Source organism: Pseudomonas sp. Marseille-Q8238 (assembly GCF_965111915.1).
Genome location: NZ_CBCOPI010000001.1, coordinates 3,078,398 through 3,097,730 on the forward strand (window position 1 = coordinate 3,078,398; position 19,333 = coordinate 3,097,730).

Sequence of the window (19,333 nt, forward strand, 5' to 3'; positions counted from 1 at the left end):
TTGCGATCATCCGGCTATCTAACGCATTATCTTACCGACCACGACACTCGTTCTCTTCCTGCAGATGTGAAAAAGCCCCGGAAATTCCGGGGCTTTTTCCGCCTTTCGGCTTAGCCGATGCTCACGCCGTGAGCTTCAGCCAGAGGCTTCAGGCCGCCAGCAAAACCTTGGCCGATAGCCTTGAACTTGAACTCGTCGTTGTGACGGTACAGTTCGCCGAAGATCATGGCGGTCTCGGTGGAGGCGTCTTCGGACAGGTCGAAGCGAGCAATCTCTTTGCCGTCGGCTTTGTTCAGGACACGGATGTAGGCATTGCCCACCTGGCCGAAGGACTGCTTACGAGCTTCGGCGTCATGGATGGTGACGGCGAAGACTAGCTTCTTCACGTCTGCGCCCAGGCCGTTCAGCTTGACGTTGACTTGCTCGTCGTCGCCATCGCCCTGACCGGAGCGGTTGTCGCCCAGGTGCTCGATGGAGCCGTCAGCGCTCGTCTTGTTGTTGTAGAAAATGAAGCTGGCGTCGTTGAGAACTTTACCGTTTTCGCCAGTGACGAAAACGGAGGCATCGAGATCGAACTCGGTGCCGTCAGTTACGCGCGGATCCCAGCCCAGGCCCACGATGACCTCGGTCAGACCTGGTGCTTCTTTGGACAGGCTGACGTTGCCGCCCTTTTGGAGAGAAACTGCCATAAAGTGATTCCTTGATTCAGTTTATTAGATGGAGGTCAGTTGACGGTCAGACCGTAACCGTTGGCCAGGGCCTTCAGGCCACCAGCGTAGCCTTGACCAACAGCGCGGAACTTCCATTCGCTGTTGTGGCGGTACAACTCGGCGAAGATCATCGCGGTTTCAGTCGAGGCGTCTTCGGCCAGATCGTAACGAACAATCTCGGAGCCGTTGGTCTCGTTAACGATACGGATGAAGGAGTTGCCGACCTGACCGAAGTTCTGGCGACGATTTTCAGCGTCATGGATCGTCACGGTGAAGGCGATCTTGTCGACGTCGACCGGCACGCGGCTCAGATCGACCTTGATAGCCTCGTCGTCACCGTCGCCGGCGCCATCACGGTTGTCGCCGGTATGCTCAACGGAACCGTCCGGACTCTTGAGTTGGTTGTAGAAGATGAAGTCTGCATCGCCGCGGACTTTACCGGAGGCGTTTAGCAGGAAAGCGCTGGCGTCGAGGTCGAACTGGGTGCCATCGGTGGAGCGAGGGTCCCAACCCAGACCTACCAGAATTTTGGTTAGGCCAGGCGCCTCTTTAGACAGGGAGAGGTTGCCACCTTTTTGCAGAGACAGTGCCATGTATACAGCTCCTTGTGGTTGCTACTGATTACTGGTTTTCGACTTGCGCTTCTTCCTTTTCCGGGAAGATCACGCTTGCGAGGATGCCGACTGCCAGAACTGCCAGGACGATAAGCAGACTGGTATTCGGGTCGATACTGATGCCGTGATGGAACAGGTGGTTGGTGGCGTTCAGGCCGAGCTTGGCAGCGATGAAGAACAGCAGCACGATGACCGCCTTCTCGAGGTGCACCAAATAGCGCTTCAGTGCTTCAAGAACGAAGTAGAGGGTACGCAGACCCAGGATGGCAAACAACATTGCCGAGTAGACGATCAGGGGTTCACGGCTCACCGCGATTACGGCCGGAACCGAGTCGAAGGCGAACAGAACATCGGACACCTCAACTACCACCAAGCATAAGAAAAGCGGAGTGGCGAAAAGACCACCTTTCGCCGCCAGGCTTATGTCTTTGTTCTCGGGTTTCTGCACTTCGACTTCTAGCTTCTTGCGGCTCACAAAGAAGTTATGACCGTATAACTTCGGCCATACCGGGAAGAGCTTTTTCGCGAAGCGGTAGGCAAGATGTTGGGAGTAGTCCTCCTCTTCATCATCATCGTCACCGCCCTTGAGCATCATCACAGCGGTCCAGGCAACGATCAGCGCGAAGACGATCTCGACCCAGGGGCCAAATGCGAGCAGGCCGGTACCGATGACCACGAATACGCCACGGAAGACGATAGCGCCGATGATGCCCCAATAGAGAACTCGGTGACGGAGGCCATCCGGTACCTTGAACCAGGCGAAGATGGCCATGAAGACGAACAGGTTGTCGACCGACAGCACTTTCTCCAAGGCGTAGCCGGTGACGAACAGGCTGGCGACTTCAGCGCCGTGCTGCACGTAGAGGAAACCTGCGAACGCCAGAGAAATCGCCACCCAGAACACGGACCAGATAGAGGCGCGCGCTAGGGTGATCGGCTTGTCATCGCGATGGGTAACCATGTCCAGCAGCAGGGCGGCAAGTGCAAGGCCGACGAATACCGCCATGGTCAGCGGTGGGAAGCCAATGTGAGTCGTTTCCACGTTTAAGTTTCCTTACAGTTCGAAGTCTGCCGGGTTCAGACCCAGCTCTAGGCAAATCAGGCGGCATGCCGCTTTCTCTTTATCATCGAAGTCACCGTCGGAGGCGCCGATGGCGCTGGCCACACGTACCAGTAGCCGTGCTTCGCCGTCCTTGCCCTTGACCTTGCTGATCGCCTTCAGGGCTTCAGCTTGACCAATCTGGAAGTCGAACTCGAACTTGCCGCAGGCGTCGCTGAAGACTTTGATCACGTCGTTCAGGTTGAAGACCTTCAGTTCCGGGGAGTTATTGATGAAGCCGGTCATCTTCATCTTCTCCTCGGATTTGATTTCACCATCCGCCGCGGAGATCAGCGCGCACGCATTTGCTACTGCCTCCATGAAGGTGCGATTTTTGAACTTGGCGACCTCAGTCGTCAGAGTCTCGCGAGCTTTCGTCGCGTTGGTTTTCAGCCATTCGAGCATGTGTTCCTCTCAGTGAGCGGGGCCCTTCGGCCCCGCCGGATCAGTTTTTACTTGGAGCCCGCCGTCCAGCGCATCCCCCAGCCGTAGGCTTTGTCCATATCTTGGTGCCCACGGTGGAAGTCGACTCTGCGGGAGACCTTAACGGCCCCGTTTACGTTTTCAAGCAAGGCGATGGCGCACATCCCATAGCGTCCACCTTCTTCGTTCAGGCGAACTTCGATTTCTGGCTGGCCCGGGATGAAGATCGTCACGACGCCGTCGGTAGCTTTCCAGTTCGGAGCACCTTCGTAGATGAACGCGAAGACCAGGATGCGTTTGATCTCGCTCCACTGCCGGCCGTTGATGTGCATCCACTCGCCGCCAGCAACAGAACCAGTTCGGTCGTCGCCCATCAACTGAATGTAGGGCTCATCGTTCAGATCACCGAAGGCCTCCCCCAGGGCCTGAACAACTCCCTTGTAGCCATCTTGCAGTTCGAAGAGACACCCAACGTCGAGGTCGACGGACTTGCTCTTGCCAAAGATGCCGCCGAGTACACCGCCACTTCCACCTTGGTTCCAGTTCAAGTTCACCTTGATCTCACCAAACCCTGCAGCAGGCTTGTCCAGGCTGATGCTCGAGCGAGACTTGTCGAGCGTTACCTTGCTGAGGCTGATGGTCGGCTTCGGCGGGGCTGGAGGTACTTGAGGCGGCGCAGCGGGAGTCGGTGCCGGCGCGGAAGGAGGTGCAGCGATTTCGACGCCGAAGTGCTTTGCCAGCGGTCCCAAGCCTCCCGCGAAGCCCTGGGCGACACAACGAAACTTCCACGCTCCCTGCCGAAGGTAGAACTCACCGAGGATGAGGGCGGTTTCATTCATCCCGTGTGTTGGGATCTGAGCTTCGATCCCTCCAGTGAGCGCTAGCGATAGCGTCGACACGCGATCGAAGGTTGCCTTGTTTTCGTAGATGGTTGCGGTGAGGGCAACTTTCTCCACGGCAGGATCAACACGGCTGAGGTCGACTGTGAACTCAGCACGACCGGCCGAATTGGCTGTTAGCTGAACAGCTCCACCCAGAATACTGGTTTGACCGTAGAAGCACATGTCGCCATCGCCGCGAACCTTCCCCGAGGTGGTTAGGGCGAATGCAGAGATATCGATGTCTGCGCCTGGAGCCGGCGTATAACTGATGTCCACACGCAGTTGGCCGGTGGCAACCGGCGCATTACCGCCAGGTACCAGGGTTGTCATGCGCGTACCGCCTGAATAGCCAAGTTGACGAGGTCGTCCGCAGTGCGGCCGTTAGTGGACTGGCCGATCGCCTTGAAGTCCCAATCGTTACCCTTGCGGCTGAGGCTAGCCATTACTACGCCGGTGTGCTGGCCCTTCTCAGCGAGGTTGAAGCGCGCCAGCTCCTGGCTCTTCGAGTTGTTCACGATTCGGCAATAAGCATTTTCCACCTGGTCGAACTTCTGACCGCGGAAGCTGTTGACGGTGAACACCAGGTGCTGGACGGAGGCTGGCAGACGCTGCAGGTCGACGTTGATGGTTTCATCGTCGCCATCGCCTTCACCGGTGAGATTGTCGCCGGAGTGCTTGATGGAGCCGTCCTTCGAGCTGAGCTGACGGAACCAAACTAGATCCACCGGCTTCATGTTCCCGTCCAGCAGAATGCAGGAGGCGTCGAGGTCGATCTCGTCGTTGCCACCGCCGAGGAGCTTGGAGAGGAAACCTCCAGACTTTACCGGATCCCAACCCAGTCCGAGGCTGACCGAGGTCAGGCCGCTGCCGGCAGTTTTTTCCAGCGAAATGCTCTGATTTTTGCTCAGGGTGATTGCCATGCTTACGCTCCTTGTTGATCTTCAGAGTTCGAGTGGGACTCACGCGGAGAAACACTCTCCGGGCTCCCGGCCTTGCTATACCGCGAGCGGGAACGCCGCCACGCGGGGTGAAAATGACGCCAATGCGCATCTTGCGCTGCATCCAATAATTCATGATCGCCATGGGTATCCCCCCAGGCCCTCAACCGATACTGTGTCAGAGGGCCATATATGGCTTCCAATCGGCGTACCTTGTTCTCGCAGCGACAGTTGTTTCCGCTGATCCTGCCGGTCAAGTGACCATCGACCACTTCCAGTTCTGTACCGATGAGCTTGATGCCGAGACGTTCGGCGAAGGGCCGCAGAACTAGCGCCGGAGAAGCCGAGCAGAGTGTAACCTCCGCTCCGGACGCAATTTCGGCCGCAACTGATCTTACCCCTGATGGGCGCATGAGCTTGGGCCAAACCAACTGGCAAAAATCTTCAGCTTTCTGACATACCCATTTGGCTTCCACGCCAGCGAGAAATGTGCCTATCAACTGGGCCTTAAGCTCATCCCGGGACATGCCCCTGGAGAGATACCTCAGGGTGGGCAGCGCCAACCTGAGAATGCGTTGGGTGAACTCGCGAGTGCCGAAGGCAAACCGAAGGAACGGCACGAAGCTGTCGTGCCGGGTGAGAGTGCCATCGAAGTCAAACACCGAGAGCACCTTCGCTCCTTTCGGCCCAGCCTCCAGCATTTCGATGCTCATTAGTAAGCCTCGGCCAGGCGGACACTGTGCTCGCCATTGCCCATATCGGCGGTTTTCACACCATGCCACTTGGCGCGCTCAAGGATGTTCACTGCCCACTTGTAATGAGTAGCCGGTTCGCACATTGCATCGTTGTGCTTGAAGACGGCGGGGGCTACATCGTTGACGATCAGCTTGGCACAGTTGAGGTCCTCCAGGCTCACGCGGAGATTGTCCTGAATGATGCGGATCTGACTTGGATGAATTGCCGTCTTGCCTACCAGGCCATGTGCGATGTCGAGCTTCAACTCCTCCTGAAGAAGATGAGGCGTGGCCAACTGCTCGAATACAGGGGCCGTCAGGGCAAATCCCTGTGCTCCCATCACGCCGGCGAGCATGGGAATCACGTAGCCCATCGGTGTGTTGTAGAGCGTGGTGGCAGGGTTGCGGCGCAGGCCGAGGCAACCCATGAGGTCGTTCCCGCCAATCCGGAGTGCGATGATGCGTTGGTTCAGGTTGGCCTTCAGAGCCTGGCCGAGCTCCACCATGGCACCCGGGTCGTAAACATCGCTCGTTTCCAGGGTTGGCATGAGATAGAGGTCAGGGTTGCTAACAGCGGCTTCCCAAAAAGGAAGAGACTTCAGCGTCAGCTTGGGAACGACGAACCCGTTGACGTGCTTCATCAGCGGCCATCCGTTCAGCACTGCTGCCATCTCTGCATCGCGAGGACGGAGGAAGAGCAACGGCCCTTGTTCCGGGCGGCCGCCACGGGCCTGAATGCCCATGAGTAGGGCCTGCAGATTTGCGAGTGCACTTTCGACGTCGATCGCCGCCACTGCATCTTCCAGGCACACAACGAGTGAGCGAAGCTCAGGGATCTTCATCCCGAACACCACATCCAGGATGTCATCGCGGGTTGCCGGCATGTACAGAGTCGCCCCGAGGGCGAATGGAGAAATCGCCTTCATCAGTTCGTACTCCGGATGATGGTTACCGCACGATAAGGTCCAAGAGCCTCGCCGGTCTCCTCCACCGTTACCCCTGCGCGCTCGGTGAGATGCAGTAGGAGTTGCACGTCGCCGTCATTACGATCTCGCACCAGCACGTGATCGGGCACTCGGCGCAGGACTGCTCGGGTGGCCTCGGCAATACCTGGTTTCACGCGATTCAGGTTGCTGATGCCAAAGCGGGTAGCCAGGGAGGTAACCACGTTTTCGGCCGCGGCCTGGAGCTTCAGGCTCTGCTCGTGCGTCCAGGGCGATGCGGTTTGGACGCTACTCAGCGCTTGGCGCTCAGCCTCGATCTTGTCGATGAATTCACGAGTAACGTCGTGTTCACTCAAGTGGTCGTAGACCACGCAACCATGAAGCCCACCTTGAGTCGGCCAGATGGAGCGAGACACCAAGCCGGAAACGGTTGCGCCCAAGATTCCGGACGGGATAACCCAGTCCTCTGCGGAGGCGGCGAGCCATGCGCGGCCGCAGGGGTCGGCTAGCACAACGAGTCGGGGCTCTTCCGGGAAACGCTTGTCGGCACCTAGCGTCCGCTTGAGCTCGCCAGAGATTGCTCCCTTGCCGGTCCAGCCATCCACGAAGACAATGTTCTCAGCACCGTGCAACTGGATGATCGCTTCGAGGGCCACTGTATCGATCCCACGATCACGGATAATGCTTACGCCATAGTGGTGGGCGTCACGGCCCATCTCGACCAGTGCCCGACGGAGCAGGACGCCAAGGGGAAGGCCGGCGCGCACGAAGGAAACCAGTGCGATGCTGGAGCCGGTGCAGACGGCACTCAACGCCAAAGCCAGAGATTGAACATCTTCAGCCATGCGAGCACCGTTCAGCACTAGCGCGCGAGCGTACAAGGACTTGTGAACGTCGGTAGGCGCGTGTTCTTGGCTGATCATCTCCGAATAGTGCTTCTGATTGGTCTGAATCAGGCGCTCCTTCTCCTCGACATCGGTGACATTCATTTGCACCGACCGCAGAAGGAAATGGACGTCTTCCGGCGCGTAGCTTCCGCTGCCGACGGTATTCAGGGTGGCAAGGAGATTACTCAATGATCATCTCCTCCACGGCCTTGGCCAATTGGCTGCGAGCGGGTGTAGCCCACATGTGGCAAAGGCCCATGAATCCTAGGTCAGTAATGCTGTCGCCGAAGCCAAGGACTGGGCGATCTCCATTGATCTTGGCGTCACGGCGCAGCCATTCTTGAACTGCCAATCGCTTGGCCAGCCCCTTGGGCAGGAAAGCGAGGTTGTTGCCGTTGGCGTGAATGTGCATGCCTTCCAGCATGCCTCGGGCTTGAACCTCGGCCAGAACCTTGGAGAGGACAGCGTCATCAGATTCGTTCTGTTTGGTCACCACGTAGTGGCGCAGACCTTCTTCTTCCACAACCCAACCGCGGAGCGAATAGCCCATGTCCTTCCCGATCCGCAAGGTTGCTTCGCTCAACGCTGGCAGTCGATCCTGGAAGGCCCAAAGGGATTCTGCCATCTGGCCATGCCAGTCCTGATCCAGTGAGCCGTCAGAGTGGAGCATCACACCACCATGCGAGCAGATAGCCCCCTCGGTGAAGGGGAGCTTGACGCGGCTGTAGGCCTCAACGTCACGCGCAGTGACAGGCACTACATCGGCAGAAGCCAGCAGCCAACTGATGAAGGAGTGCTGGATCGGGTTCATGTACCCATTGGGTTGGCCGTGTACGTCCAGCGTCGCGGTAGTACGCGGCGTACCTTCGACCATCTTGCGAGAGGTCTGGAACAGGGTGTCGTCGAGGTCGACGAATACCAGGGGACGATTAGTGCCCATCGAAAATCACCTCGGCATTCAGGGCAGCAACCAGCTCTGCAGGAGCAGCCTGCTCGGGAGTCTCGGAGCAGATCAGGACTCGGTCAAACTGCCCCGGCTTCACGTTGTAGAGGAAGTTCGGGATGCCAAGACCGTAGTTATCTGAGAACGACAGGGCGTGCTCGATGGCGTGGCCCAGGGCGATTGGAGAGCGGGTGGTAGAACTGAAGTGCACGTCCACACCAGCACGTTCCAGTCGCTCAGCCAGCAGGAAGGGACGCCAAACGAACTCACTTGTACCCACCACGATGACTTTCTCGTTAGGGTGAACCCGGATGTCGGGGGCAAGCGTGTCGTCCACACGACGAACGCCCAAACGCCCCCAGTCCTTGTCAGCCGAAAGAGGCCACTCGCCGATGGAAACTGCTCCCACATCGGGCATTTCGGGTGGCGGGGCAGCTGGGTTTTCATGGAACTGGTAGGAACCCTGCATCAGCGAAACTGCAGTGGCTGATTCCCCGATGGTTTTGCGCACAGCGCCAGCAGACCAGTCCGTGAGGACGCAGGTGACGATACGTTCGATCTTGCTCAGTCCGGCCTCTACCAAGGCGCGGTGCAGATTGACGAAGGTCTTCCCAGTAGAAGCCTCATCGTCCACCAGCACCAGCGACCGCGCCTGAAGCATCGCTTCCCTGATTTCGGGATCGACGGGCATGTGGATCAGGTGCGCACTCGCATGGCTATGCTCTTCCTCGAATCGAGCGAAGAGGTCGGTACCAAGGGGGTGGCGAGTGCTGATGAGGTACACACTGTCAGAGCGAGTGGTACTGAAGGCGCGGTGCACACCGGCACCGAGGCCAACCGCAGTTTCGGCCATGCCAATGACCAGCACCGGGCCAGGGAGATCAGGCGGGATTTCGGCGGCTAGACTCTCGAAGCTGGCAGCCATAACCGAGGGGCGCACGGGTATATGGCGGCCCAGCACTTTCGACACGAAAAGGAATGCTCGCTTGGGGTTCCGGCGCTCTGCGAAGCCGAACAGGTCAGCTGGAGGGAGAACGGTGTCTTCGACTTTGACCTCGAGGAGCCCTCGCTTGAGTTGGGCGCGTACGGACGTTGGTACTATGATTTTTTCCATGAATGCTTCCTTGTTTGGCACGAGGGCTGCCCCTAACGCCTAGTCCCGAGATTCAAGCAATTGTTTCCCTATGGATTACGCGCCTCGATTTTCCATAGCGATTGCTGGGCTTCACGGGCCATTTGAGATGTCGAGAAAGTCCTTCCTGTTGGTGTACGAGTTGGCTCGACACCACAGGCGTCAAGAAACGCCAGGGCAAGCCCGGCCTTGACCGCGAAGTTCATGTTCTGTGCGTCAGGGATCGTGGAAGTCACCATCCCTACAACTGATCCAGCTGCGTCAAAGAGGGGGCTACCACTTGATCCCGGCTGAATTGGTGCAGTGAATTGGAGCAGACTGGAGTCATTGTGCAGGCCAAAGAGTGCTGAAACGCCACCTTGGGTGACGTGCACCCCCCCACCGGCCAGACCAGCAAGTGGGAACCCGAGGGCCACCACAGGCTCGCCAAGGTCACACCCAACTCCATCCCGGAAAGCCACCGGCTTAAAGGCTGGCGCTCCTTGCACTCTAAGTAGTGCCAAATCATTGCGCTGATCTACAACCACTGCCTCGGCACGATGGCGTCCTTCGAACGAAGCGATGTGGATCTCTTTCATGTCCTCAATGACATGCGCACAGGTGAGAATATGGGTGGAAGTCACAGCAAAGCCGGTGCCTGTCGCTCCGGATGCCGGTCGGCTCTGTTCTGAGGAACTGGAGCGGCGGTGCGGGTGAGCATCGTCGATCTTCAGGCCGATGCGACGTCCAAGTGCTGCTAGGCCATAGGCCGACCCCTCGGCCAGAGCACGGAATTTCCACTGGTGATTGCGGCAATAGAACTCACCGACAATGATCGCTGATTCACCATTGTCGGACAGGTTCAAGTTGAACTCGATCTGAGAGTCGATCTGCAAGCGGAGTAATCGCAGGTCGCTTACTGGCCCCATTGCCGAGAAGGTGTACACGACCAAGAGCACCCTGTCGGCACCGGTCGGAAGTTGGCCGAGATTCAAGTTGCAGCAGATTTTCTCTTGCCCACCACTCCACTGCATCCAGGCCTGGGAAACCTGGAAAAGTGCTGCTTCCCCTTTTGGGTGACGCTTATCGTCCAGCGGAAGCAGAGCGACAGCGGCATAGTCCCCGAATGCAGAGGGATTGCCGCACTCCAGCGTCCAGGAACATTGCGCCGCTCCCAAAGCTGTGTTTGCGCCAGGCGCCATCACCATCATCCCTGCTTTGCTCCTTGAGCCCCGAACCTTACTAAATGCGGCGAAATGATATCAAACTTGAAGTCTGACTACATATCAAGTTGTCACTGGCACCGCAACGGTTATGGCTTTCACCCTGATGTTCGGTATCCAATCACTCACCGGCTCAGCCAGACCAAGCCTTCTAGTGGCGAAGATGCCTGGCAGGTTCACTCCCGTATGTCGGGTGTAGCCGATGCCACCGGAGTACCGCGGATTGATCTCGAGTAGATGTGGGACACCGTCTAAATCATCCCGCGTTTGGACATTGACCAGGCCATCGCACTGGAAGTGAGCGGCAGCCTTCAGAGCGAGCTCTACCGCTGGCGAGTCATTCTCGAAGGTCTGGTGCAGCCCTTCTTTCCGGCGACCAACGAATGCCACGGGGCGGCCGGATTCGCAAACCATGTCGATCGAGCACTCGCTTCCTGTCATGTACGGCATGACCAGCATGGCGGAACGATCCGCTCCAGCCCGGTAGGCATTAAGGTATGTCTCAAACTGGACTTCCCGAGAATCGGGGTTGGCGAAGCAACGAAACGAATCCGCTTCAGACTTGAAGCGCCAGAACCCCTGGCCATATATACCTACCGCTGGTTTGACACAGACGTCGCCGAGAACACGAAGGGACTCGTAGGCATCGATGAGTTCCTTCGCATTACGTGCCGTGATCGCCGGGACACAGGCAAGGCCTGCACGTTCTGCTTCCGCCGTGAATTTACTCTTGTCGTCTACCAACTCGAACGTACCCATGCTCGCGCCGCCGGTAACCAAAACCAGGCCAGCGGCCTCGAATCGGTGGCGCTGAGCCTCAAAGACACTCCCCACGCGGCCGACTAGGATGACTTTGATCCCATGCCTTAGGGCGGTCTCGATCACCCAGTCGATTCGTTCCTGGTTGTCCTTCGGCTCAAGGAAACTTACATCGGCGCTTCCGGTGATTTCGGGCCTGTCTTGGCGATGTGAAGCAAAAATCCTCACTTCCGGCGGGAGGGCTTCACGCGCTCCCAGAATGATGTCCCGCTGGCTGGACTGTCCCTCAAGAAACCAAATCAAGATATGCATCCTCAGGGTGGCTGCGGCCGGGCAAAAAAGGCGATCAGCCATGTTTATGGTGGAAGGGGCGATAACGGGGGCTCGGCGTGTATCAACCGGCATCCAGCATTCTACTGGAGTGTATCGCCAAGATCTAAATATCACTCTGGCCGCATCTTGAGCGTCTTTCAGAACCTCGTGCACGCAAGGTTTGGTGTTCAGTAGAGTGCTGAAGTTATCGGAGAAACAGAGCCTGATCGCAACTCTCAACGGACTCGTTCCTGGACCCAGTTGAAAGAGAAACGGTATTGGTTACTAAAGGGAACTTGAATGCACCCATCCGGTTGCTGGTGGTCACTACAAGGCGCTCGCACAGGCACGGTCCAACTCCTAATCGGATAATGGGCAGCCGAAGCTGCCCTAGGTCACATTGATGCGTGCGACTGCCTCACTGCGATGAGGCTGTGACACCAACCTTTGGTCGGTGCATTAGATCTATCAGCGACAATTGCCGGCCAACCGGTACCCTGCGGCTTCTGCCTCCTGGACACTGCTGAACTCCACTCGGTTCTTTGGTGATACTTTGTCGTAGCTCGGGCAGCCCGGCCAGTGGAAAATGCGGGAGTTAGCATTTCCGCGGATATGGTCGGCATCGTCTATGTTGGAGGCGATGGCTGCAGTGCTCTTCTGAGCTTGAGACGGGAAAATCTGCTTCATTCCGCCCCCCGCAACTCGACTCCTTTCTGCCTCCGGTCGGACCGTTACAACCCCCTGGCGCAGCTTCGCATTTCCCAGGGTGACGAATACGGGAGCGTGATCACTCACGTGCTTCCGGCTTTTCTCATGGCTCCAGCCGATCATCCGGGGGTAGTCCATGATGCCCGCGTTATCCAGCTTCAGACGATGCGTCCTGGATACCCAGATGTTGTCGTAAAGATTGGCGTAGAGCCCTTCGCGTGCGGAAAGCGTGGTTGCGCCCTTTGTAATGAGGGGCGTTGCGTGCTGTGAGAGGCCGGAAAATGCGGGGTGAGAGGGAGACATATTGAAGTCACCTACCAGCATGACCGGGGTTTCTGGGTAGATGCTTTCCAGCCACGCCCAGTAGCTCTCCAATTCCCTGACCTCCGGCTCACGGTCTTGGGGACCTTTCCCGTACAACACGTGAATGCTGGCCACAGCAAATAACGTACCATCTCGTTTCGATTTAAATCGGGCCGATAAGGGCTCCCTAATAAAGCGATCGCCTCGATCCATGTACACGACTGCCCCGTCTTCGTATACGACAACGCTCTCACGCATGAGGAAAGCATAGAGTTCTTTGTAGGAGCGGGAGCCCACCGCATGGCTGACCAACGTCGACCATTGCTCCCCGGTCCGTTTCTCAAGCTCCGCCTCCAACTTTGTCAGTCCTTCCTCATTCATCACTTCCTGAATGGCTACCAGATCTGCTTTCCCTGCCACCTCGGCGAGTGCTGGAAAGCTCTTCTCCCCACCCTGTCCCAACCTCATGGCGTTCCAAGACATCAGAGTCAGATCCGCTGCCGAGCTCAGAGAACTGACCAGAACAGTGCCCAAAAGCAATGCGCCATTGAAAAACCCTTTCACCCGTTTACTCCTTTTGTTTGGGCATCAAACGTAATTGAATTTTCAGCTACCGGCCGATTTTGTTGAAAAAAACCGTCATGATTCTGCCCCATGAAAGAGCATGAGCGACGTTGAAATCTGGTTCGCTCAAAACTTATTTTTTCGTAGAGGCACCGAAATCTAATGTATTTTTTTAACCGTCCAAAGCTGCCATCTCAAAAACCAACTTTTCCAACAGAATCGGCGGAAGAGGTTCTTCGCAAACAACTGCATCCATGCCAAACAAAATCTCTAACAGCTGCTTACGAAGGAGCACTTCATTATGATTTTGACTAGGGAATTTTGATGCTAGAACTCTGGCATAACCGGACTAAGCCACTGCCATAGCTCGCCCTGAAATAGTCACACTCAACCTCTGGACTTCAACGCTTTGACATTTTTTGAGTCGACAATAGCTCGAAGCATCCTCAGTTCTGCTTCGAGACTTTCGTTGATAGACACGAGTTTAACCTTCATAGCTTTCAATCCATTAATTTCTATACGGAGCGCCTTGATTATATCGCGCATCTCTCGCTGAGCCTCCAGTCCTTTGACAATCTTTTCTCGATGCCCCTGACCGAGAGCAGTACGAATTTCTTCGGCAACACGGGGATAGCGATTATGGATTGTTGCACGACTCATACCTGCCTCTTCGGCAACCGAGGCAATAGACAACTTTCTACTAGATTCTACTATCCTCGTACGTCCGTGCTGGATTCGCTTTAAAGCATCTAGCAACTTTTTTTCGGTTCCCGATATTCGATCTTCTTTATGCATGACGAAGCCCCCCTTCAAGTAAAACACCGAGCTTAAGCTCCTCAATATCAGCTCCAAGCTCTTGAAGGACGACTTCACACCGTCGAATATCGCTGTCAATTCGTGCACCCGCACCTGGACCACAGTCATTAGCGATAGCTTTAAGCTCCAACATTTGAGCATATATGCCTACCCAATGTGGCAGCCGCGATTCATCGATAAGACTTTTCGAGCAATCACCGCATCGAGTTTTATCCAATACACTGCCACCGGAGCAGCCCGTACTATCTGCAGTACACCATGCAATACCAGTACTTCTCAGATGCACAACCTCCGATACAAACTGAACCATTTCACGGCGGCTTTTGTACGTCCGAATCGCCTCATCAGAGGATCGAAAAATACGAATGGTCTCTGCCAAACCACCAGAAACCAATGCATCTTCTTCAAAAACACTTTCAAGCACCAGCATCTTTTCGTGACGCATTGCAACATAGATTTCATCAAACAGCTCTTTATCTCTAACTTGATCCTCTGCATATATCGCAGTCATATCCAGCGTCCAATGTTTGAAATGATCACGAAGATAACGAACATCACCGAGTTGACTGCGAGCCACATATCGAGCGAACGTCCTTCTAAATTGGTGTGGTGCGACCTCCCAGTCAATATTATGAGCCAGCATAAACCGCTTTAATCTTGCCCTAATGGTTTGTGCAGCAAAAACTTGGAGTTTATGTGCATGCCCTCCCCACCCAAGGAACAAAGAATCGAGATGCGCTTCATAATCATGCATCTCTATCAGATTACTTGCCGACTTAGCCAAACTGTATCTATCATTTAGCTCGGCACGAATCTCTGCGGTGACCTTCCCCGCAACGTCTAGCGCTTCATGGGTAAGCTTTGTGACTAGCCAATCTACCTTACCCTCTTTGGTCTTTGTGGATACTCCAGACATCCAGTAAAACTTAGTACCATCTTCCCCATCACGTACGTAGTGAGCGCCTACTTTTAAGCTCATGAGCTCTGAAACTCTTATACCGCTCGTTAGAAGAATGACGATACTGCAGGCATCTAGCAGGAGATTTTTCTCAAGTCTCAACCCTAAAATGCCACCCCGGTATCCCGTAGCCGCAAGTTTTGCGTTTACAGTGCCAGAATAGGAATATTGGGCTTGCCATTCGGAAACCATTTCCGCAAGCGCTAATGTCTCGTCTGCGCGCTCTAGACGTGATACAGCCGCACGAAAAATTTCCGCGAGCTTGTTATCTGGAATTGGCAAGGTCTTTGATTGGGCCCAGTGAGCACGATTTGCGCCTGACAACTCAGTCGCGCTACTTTCAGGCCAAGGGTGCACCATGGGAGTAGTAGTAACTTTACTGAGCAGATGCAGTGTGTGCACCGAGCTCAATCGCGTACAAAGATAGGACTTAGAAAACTTATTACCAGATCTACTGCTACTATTTTTTAAATAATTAACATACTGCATACACAGAAATTCTGAAATTTCAGACAAGCACTCGACATAAGCACCAGCAAACTTCAAAAATAATGATACGTTTTTGAAAAAAGAAATTAACGAAGATCCGACTGGTCGCACCCGGCCCTCTATGCCGTTTAAATAGTATTCAAGCATAACTATTTTCAGAACTGAGCGCCAACGCTCTGGAATCTTACCGAACCGAATGCATTTATCGTGGTCAGCAGTCCCAGGTGGAAAAATCGCGTTTGGGAATCGCCAAACGTCATCCGCGAGGTAACTTAAGACTTTGTATGTCCCGTCCCCTAGCCGTGTAGCGGTGACTGCTATAGGCAGGTGCGTGTGACCTTCACGAGCCTTTCTCAGTGCTTCTTGTTGATAATAGCTAACACCCTTAGCCAAAATCATTATGCCAACCCCAAAATTTCAGGATCTTTCCAAAATGGATGAGGATTCTGCCTAGCTTTTTCCCTAGCAGCCACGACAGTGGACTTATCAAATTTAGGCAAGATTTTTTCGTCAATAATTTTAATTATATGCCTATATAACCTCACCCAATTTTTTGCACCGATTCGCCCGCGCTCACGAACCAACAACCAATAGAAGCTTAATAATCTATGCAGGTCATCCGCAGTCACTACGAAAGAGCTGCAGCGAAAGCAGTTTAAGAACTCCACACAATGACTCCCATTCTTGGGAGCCCTGTGCCCGTTAACGGTATCCTTGCAACGGGCCACAGCAGTATTTACCTCTTTTACCGGAATAATACCAAGATCGGCATGATCATTTTCGAGAAGTTCTTTATTACGAACCTCCCCCATCAACGCCCAATTTTTCTCAGCATCAGCCGGCGCTTCCAAATAACTATCCAAGAGGACTTTTGGAGTATTTCCAGCCAACATTGCAGTTAAAAAAGGATCATTACCTGAGAGCTCCCATATTTTATTGGCAAAGGTCTTCCTTAATCTAGACACATTAACAACCAGTCTATCACCATTATCAGAAATCAACTCATGACGAACTACCAGCGCCTCCAAAGCTCGATTAATAGTATTAATAGTTATAGGTGCAGGAGTTCTTTCATCAGGATTCTTTAAGGGGCGCTCACGAACGAATAGCCTATCTTTCCACTCCCCCCTACTCCTTATAGAGTCATTCCTTTCTGCGACCATTTTTATAATAGCGGAAATATCGGGCAGCACCACACTCAGGGTATCTACTTCATCATCCAGCGTTGACACAGCGCCACTACTAACTGACTGATAGTTCACTTTATGAGCGCGGCGCTTATAAGTAATCAAAATACTACGATCACGCCTAAGCGGATGAGGAAGCAAACACCCCATGGAAAGTTCGATTAAAGGCGTAAGATTCAATCCAGTACGAGCTACTATTGCAACCGCACAAAAGGCCAAGCCCTCCGCCAAAATAGGACCAGACGCCTCCTTTACTGCAATCACCTCTCTTTTCAAAGCATTAATAACTTGTGTAAACTCTTTCTTTGAAAAAGCTTTTTCACTACTTTTCCTCCTATTGGAGTGCGGGTAAGGATTAGGAGGAAATATATCACTTGAAAGTAACCCACACCTTACCAACTCGCCAAGCACTGACTTACAACAGGTGTAAATATTTTTCTGAGTTGTATATCCAGCACCAGAGGCCTCGAGATATCTAATAAAAGATGCAACAAACCCCCTATCAATATGTCGCAAACCTATCTCACCCTTCATAGCCATTGACATAAATGAGCAATAGCATAAAAAGCTTCTCGAAACGCGCTTTGCATAAGTAATAATACTCGCCACGGACTTAGTCTTACCTTGCGAAGCTATAGCAGACCCGAGCAGCACTTCGATGACTTTATGGCAATAATAGGTAACCTCATCACACCCTACACCATAATATCGTCCGAAATCCAATTTCCGCACTGTCAACGGACTTTCCGGAAAATTAATAACATAACTCTCCGGAACAAAATTAATGGTCTTTGACAGATGATCCGCGATGATGTGGTTAGATGAGCCTTTATCTATCACCAGAGCAGCAGAAGAAAAATCTTTGCGCGCCATATTCATATTCTTCCAACGCAGACAGAATCAATAAATTCTTGATAATCTCCCATAACATCATCTTCGATCATAGAAATTAAGTGCAAGTACCTCTGCGTAGTAGCCACACTGGAGTGGCCGAGCCTATCCCGCACATATAGCAACGGATCTATAACACTCTTACGCCTGCGCATGTCATGGAGTGTATGCGTCGCATAGGTATGGCGGAGCATATGAGGAGTGACTGTGAAAGGAAGCCCCAGATCTTTCCACATATGGTTTAGACTCTGGCCTTTAGGACTGTAAGGCACACCATACCTAGATAGAAACAACGGAATTGACTCTACACATGAGGTCTGCATACTCCGATTACGCTCATGAATTTTGTACTGCCAGAGCGCGGCCATAAGCGAGCGAGGGATGTCAATCTCCCGCGCCTTATTCCCCTTGAGCTCCATATCCTTTGGACTACAGAAAACTCTAAAGTGAGAACTGCCTTTAGATATTTGAGCGGGATCAAATATATAGGAGCTTGGAAATGTAAGGAGCTCTTCCTTCCTCAACCCACTGCTTAGGGCTAGTCGTGCAATAAGCTTTTGAGTAGAACAACTTATGGAATTTAAAAAAATTCTAACCTGCTCTTTAGTTAAAACTTTTATTGCTGTTCTCTTCCCCTTCACTAGTATATCGGGAGAAGCGACATATCCTCCAGTTACATCCACATGAGCCAAAAATACAGAATGGACTGCGACCCTTACTGTTTCAACATCATATGGAACCCTCTCTATCCAACCTTGGCGCCTTGCATAGTTATAGAAAGAGCAAACAACTCGCAGTCTAAGATTTATGGTGTTTTCGCTAAGCCCGCAACTACGCATCGACCAGTCACGGTATGCAGCCAGTGGGCTCGAGCCCAGCTCAAAAAAACCAACATTTCTCCAGTCTCGATTGGCAGCATTTAGAAAACCTAAATAGTCGTAAAGGGCTTGCCCGTATGAGGCCCATGTATGTTTACTTTCAACTCGCCCCCTGTGAAGGCAGCGGTAAATCAAGAAGGCGCTTACCTCGGGAATTGACCGTAGTTCTGCTGTTAGGATGATAGGAAATCCAGGGTAGCTAACCCCGTTTATTTTGAACCCCTCATCTGCGAAGACCAACTCCATCTCACCCGCCCCATAAAGCTTGCAATATGAGTCACGGTAGACGCCCCAGACTCCTACGACAAGGAAATTTGTAACTATTTAAAGGGCACATTTCACATCGTGCCAGCCTGGGTGATCGGTCATCAGCGCCGCTGCTGGCAACAGGGCGGCCGCCGCAACTGCAGCAGCAACGACAAGGTCTACCAACGCGCCGAGGCGGACCTGTTCAACCTGGTTCCCAGCATTGGCGAGATCAATGGTGATCGCAGCAACTACAGCTACGCCTGGCTGCCACAGAAAGCGGACCAATACGGCGCCTGCAAGACGGTCGTGGACTTCAAGGCACGCAAGGTAATGCCCCGCGCGCAAGTGCGCGGCATGATCGCCAGAACCTACTTCTACATGCGTGATCGCTACGGCCTGCGCCTTTCCAAACAGGACCTGCGCCTGTTCGAGGTCTGGCACAAGCAGTACCCGGTAGACCGTTGGGAGCGCCAGCGTAACCAGCTCATCGGCTGCGTGATGGGATGGAGCAACCCCTACGTAGGCAAGATTGACCTGGGCAGTTGCCCCAAGAGCTCGCGCTGAAGCGCCTGCACGGTGGTTACACTCTGGTATTTACAGAAGAAATCACTAGGCGAACCGGCGGTTCCCCTGTAAGGTGGTCGGACTGTGCTGCATGTGTCACCGCAAATCGACCTGTTTAGATCTCGATCCAACCTTCCATCGGTTTCTT

The 19,333-nt window shown here is 53.9% G+C and carries 18 protein-coding genes and 1 pseudogene; 1 reads left to right on the forward strand and 18 read right to left on the reverse strand.

What is annotated here, in order from left to right:
* Nucleotides 1-110: 110 nt before the first annotated feature.
* From ACWPW0_RS14330 to ACWPW0_RS14415, 18 genes are all read right to left on the reverse strand, one after another.
* A complete protein-coding gene (locus ACWPW0_RS14330) occupies nt 111-689 on the reverse strand; it encodes a TerD family protein (RefSeq protein WP_003090776.1) in 579 nt (192 codons plus the stop codon).
* A 35-nt stretch (nt 690-724) separates the two neighbouring features.
* Nucleotides 725-1,303, reverse strand: a complete 579-nt coding sequence (locus tag ACWPW0_RS14335; protein ID WP_003090777.1) for a TerD family protein — start codon at nt 1,301-1,303, stop codon at nt 725-727.
* 28 nt (nt 1,304-1,331) lie between these two features.
* Nucleotides 1,332-2,366, reverse strand: coding sequence for a TerC/Alx family metal homeostasis membrane protein (locus ACWPW0_RS14340; RefSeq protein ID WP_003090778.1), 1,035 nt, complete (start codon nt 2,364-2,366; stop codon nt 1,332-1,334).
* A 12-nt stretch (nt 2,367-2,378) separates the two neighbouring features.
* Nucleotides 2,379-2,828 carry a tellurite resistance TerB family protein gene (locus ACWPW0_RS14345; protein WP_003090780.1) on the reverse strand — a complete coding sequence of 150 codons (450 nt, stop codon included), beginning with the start codon at nt 2,826-2,828 and terminating at the stop codon, nt 2,379-2,381.
* Nucleotides 2,829-2,875: 47 nt separating this feature from the next.
* Nucleotides 2,876-4,057 (reverse strand): TerD family protein, encoded by a 1,182-nt coding sequence (locus tag ACWPW0_RS14350; RefSeq protein WP_003154850.1) that lies wholly within the window; start codon nt 4,055-4,057, stop codon nt 2,876-2,878.
* Nucleotides 4,054-4,647, reverse strand: coding sequence for a TerD family protein (locus ACWPW0_RS14355; protein ID WP_003090782.1), 594 nt, complete (start codon nt 4,645-4,647; stop codon nt 4,054-4,056). Before ACWPW0_RS14355 ends, ACWPW0_RS14350 begins: the two co-directional genes overlap by 4 nt.
* Nucleotides 4,648-4,649: 2 nt before the next feature.
* Nucleotides 4,650-5,378 carry an HAD family hydrolase gene (locus ACWPW0_RS14360; protein WP_023098554.1) on the reverse strand — a complete coding sequence of 243 codons (729 nt, stop codon included), beginning with the start codon at nt 5,376-5,378 and terminating at the stop codon, nt 4,650-4,652.
* Entirely contained in the window at nt 5,378-6,325 is a 948-nt protein-coding gene (locus ACWPW0_RS14365; RefSeq protein ID WP_003090783.1) for an HpcH/HpaI aldolase/citrate lyase family protein, read from the reverse strand. The genes ACWPW0_RS14360 and ACWPW0_RS14365 overlap by 1 nt, the downstream gene beginning before the upstream one ends.
* Nucleotides 6,325-7,419 carry a cysteine protease StiP family protein gene (locus tag ACWPW0_RS14370; protein WP_003090784.1) on the reverse strand — a complete coding sequence of 365 codons (1,095 nt, stop codon included), beginning with the start codon at nt 7,417-7,419 and terminating at the stop codon, nt 6,325-6,327. The genes ACWPW0_RS14365 and ACWPW0_RS14370 overlap by 1 nt, the downstream gene beginning before the upstream one ends.
* Nucleotides 7,412-8,170, reverse strand: coding sequence for an HAD family hydrolase (locus ACWPW0_RS14375; protein WP_003090785.1), 759 nt, complete (start codon nt 8,168-8,170; stop codon nt 7,412-7,414). Before ACWPW0_RS14375 ends, ACWPW0_RS14370 begins: the two co-directional genes overlap by 8 nt.
* The gene (locus ACWPW0_RS14380) at nt 8,160-9,287 is read right to left on the reverse strand and encodes a phosphoribosyltransferase domain-containing protein (protein ID WP_003154854.1); all 1,128 of its coding nucleotides are present in this window, start codon (nt 9,285-9,287) and stop codon (nt 8,160-8,162) included. The genes ACWPW0_RS14375 and ACWPW0_RS14380 overlap by 11 nt, the downstream gene beginning before the upstream one ends.
* Before the next feature lie 68 nt (nt 9,288-9,355).
* On the reverse strand, nt 9,356-10,495 hold the full coding sequence (locus tag ACWPW0_RS14385; RefSeq protein ID WP_003154856.1) for a trypsin-like peptidase domain-containing protein: 1,140 nt from the start codon (nt 10,493-10,495) through the stop codon (nt 9,356-9,358).
* A gap of 75 nt (nt 10,496-10,570) precedes the next feature.
* Nucleotides 10,571-11,569 (reverse strand): ATP-grasp domain-containing protein, encoded by a 999-nt coding sequence (locus ACWPW0_RS14390; RefSeq protein WP_031629774.1) that lies wholly within the window; start codon nt 11,567-11,569, stop codon nt 10,571-10,573.
* Between the two features lie 477 nt (nt 11,570-12,046).
* Complete coding sequence (locus ACWPW0_RS14395) at nt 12,047-13,153, reverse strand: endonuclease/exonuclease/phosphatase family protein (RefSeq protein ID WP_023098552.1); 1,107 nt, start codon at nt 13,151-13,153, stop codon at nt 12,047-12,049.
* A gap of 387 nt (nt 13,154-13,540) precedes the next feature.
* A complete protein-coding gene (locus tag ACWPW0_RS14400) occupies nt 13,541-13,948 on the reverse strand; it encodes a hypothetical protein (protein ID WP_034082648.1) in 408 nt (135 codons plus the stop codon).
* Nucleotides 13,941-15,563, reverse strand: a complete 1,623-nt coding sequence (locus tag ACWPW0_RS14405) for a tyrosine-type recombinase/integrase (protein WP_169309832.1) — start codon at nt 15,561-15,563, stop codon at nt 13,941-13,943. Before ACWPW0_RS14405 ends, ACWPW0_RS14400 begins: the two co-directional genes overlap by 8 nt.
* A 251-nt stretch (nt 15,564-15,814) precedes the next feature.
* Nucleotides 15,815-17,476, reverse strand: a complete 1,662-nt coding sequence (locus ACWPW0_RS14410) for a hypothetical protein (protein ID WP_071534604.1) — start codon at nt 17,474-17,476, stop codon at nt 15,815-15,817.
* Between the two features lie 2 nt (nt 17,477-17,478).
* Entirely contained in the window at nt 17,479-18,618 is a 1,140-nt protein-coding gene (locus ACWPW0_RS14415) for a tyrosine-type recombinase/integrase (RefSeq protein ID WP_003154870.1), read from the reverse strand.
* Between the two features lie 93 nt (nt 18,619-18,711).
* Between ACWPW0_RS14415 and ACWPW0_RS14420 the strand changes: the two are divergent.
* Nucleotides 18,712-19,185 (forward strand): annotated as a pseudogene (locus ACWPW0_RS14420) (endonuclease); the annotation flags it as partial.
* Between the last annotated feature and the right edge of the window lie 148 nt (nt 19,186-19,333).

What these genes read in the sequence shown, in the direction of transcription:
- ACWPW0_RS14365 (WP_003090783.1), bottom strand. Translation starts at nt 6,325, where the DNA reads ATGAAGGCGATTTCTCCATTCGCCCTCGGGGCGACTCTGTACATGCCG.
- ACWPW0_RS14355 (WP_003090782.1), bottom strand. Translation starts at nt 4,647, where the DNA reads ATGGCAATCACCCTGAGCAAAAATCAGAGCATTTCGCTGGAAAAAACT.
- ACWPW0_RS14360 (WP_023098554.1), bottom strand. Translation starts at nt 5,378, where the DNA reads ATGAGCATCGAAATGCTGGAGGCTGGGCCGAAAGGAGCGAAGGTGCTC.
- ACWPW0_RS14335 (WP_003090777.1), bottom strand. Translation starts at nt 1,303, where the DNA reads ATGGCACTGTCTCTGCAAAAAGGTGGCAACCTCTCCCTGTCTAAAGAG.
- ACWPW0_RS14345 (WP_003090780.1), bottom strand. Translation starts at nt 2,828, where the DNA reads ATGCTCGAATGGCTGAAAACCAACGCGACGAAAGCTCGCGAGACTCTG.
- ACWPW0_RS14380 (WP_003154854.1), bottom strand. Translation starts at nt 9,287, where the DNA reads ATGGAAAAAATCATAGTACCAACGTCCGTACGCGCCCAACTCAAGCGA.
- ACWPW0_RS14330 (WP_003090776.1), bottom strand. Translation starts at nt 689, where the DNA reads ATGGCAGTTTCTCTCCAAAAGGGCGGCAACGTCAGCCTGTCCAAAGAA.
- ACWPW0_RS14415 (WP_003154870.1), bottom strand. Translation starts at nt 18,618, where the DNA reads ATGGAGTTGGTCTTCGCAGATGAGGGGTTCAAAATAAACGGGGTTAGC.
- ACWPW0_RS14385 (WP_003154856.1), bottom strand. Translation starts at nt 10,495, where the DNA reads ATGATGGTGATGGCGCCTGGCGCAAACACAGCTTTGGGAGCGGCGCAA.
- ACWPW0_RS14405 (WP_169309832.1), bottom strand. Translation starts at nt 15,563, where the DNA reads ATGCTTGAATACTATTTAAACGGCATAGAGGGCCGGGTGCGACCAGTC.
- ACWPW0_RS14410 (WP_071534604.1), bottom strand. Translation starts at nt 17,476, where the DNA reads ATGGCGCGCAAAGATTTTTCTTCTGCTGCTCTGGTGATAGATAAAGGC.
- ACWPW0_RS14350 (WP_003154850.1), bottom strand. Translation starts at nt 4,057, where the DNA reads ATGACAACCCTGGTACCTGGCGGTAATGCGCCGGTTGCCACCGGCCAA.
- ACWPW0_RS14400 (WP_034082648.1), bottom strand. Translation starts at nt 13,948, where the DNA reads ATGCATAAAGAAGATCGAATATCGGGAACCGAAAAAAAGTTGCTAGAT.
- ACWPW0_RS14375 (WP_003090785.1), bottom strand. Translation starts at nt 8,170, where the DNA reads ATGGGCACTAATCGTCCCCTGGTATTCGTCGACCTCGACGACACCCTG.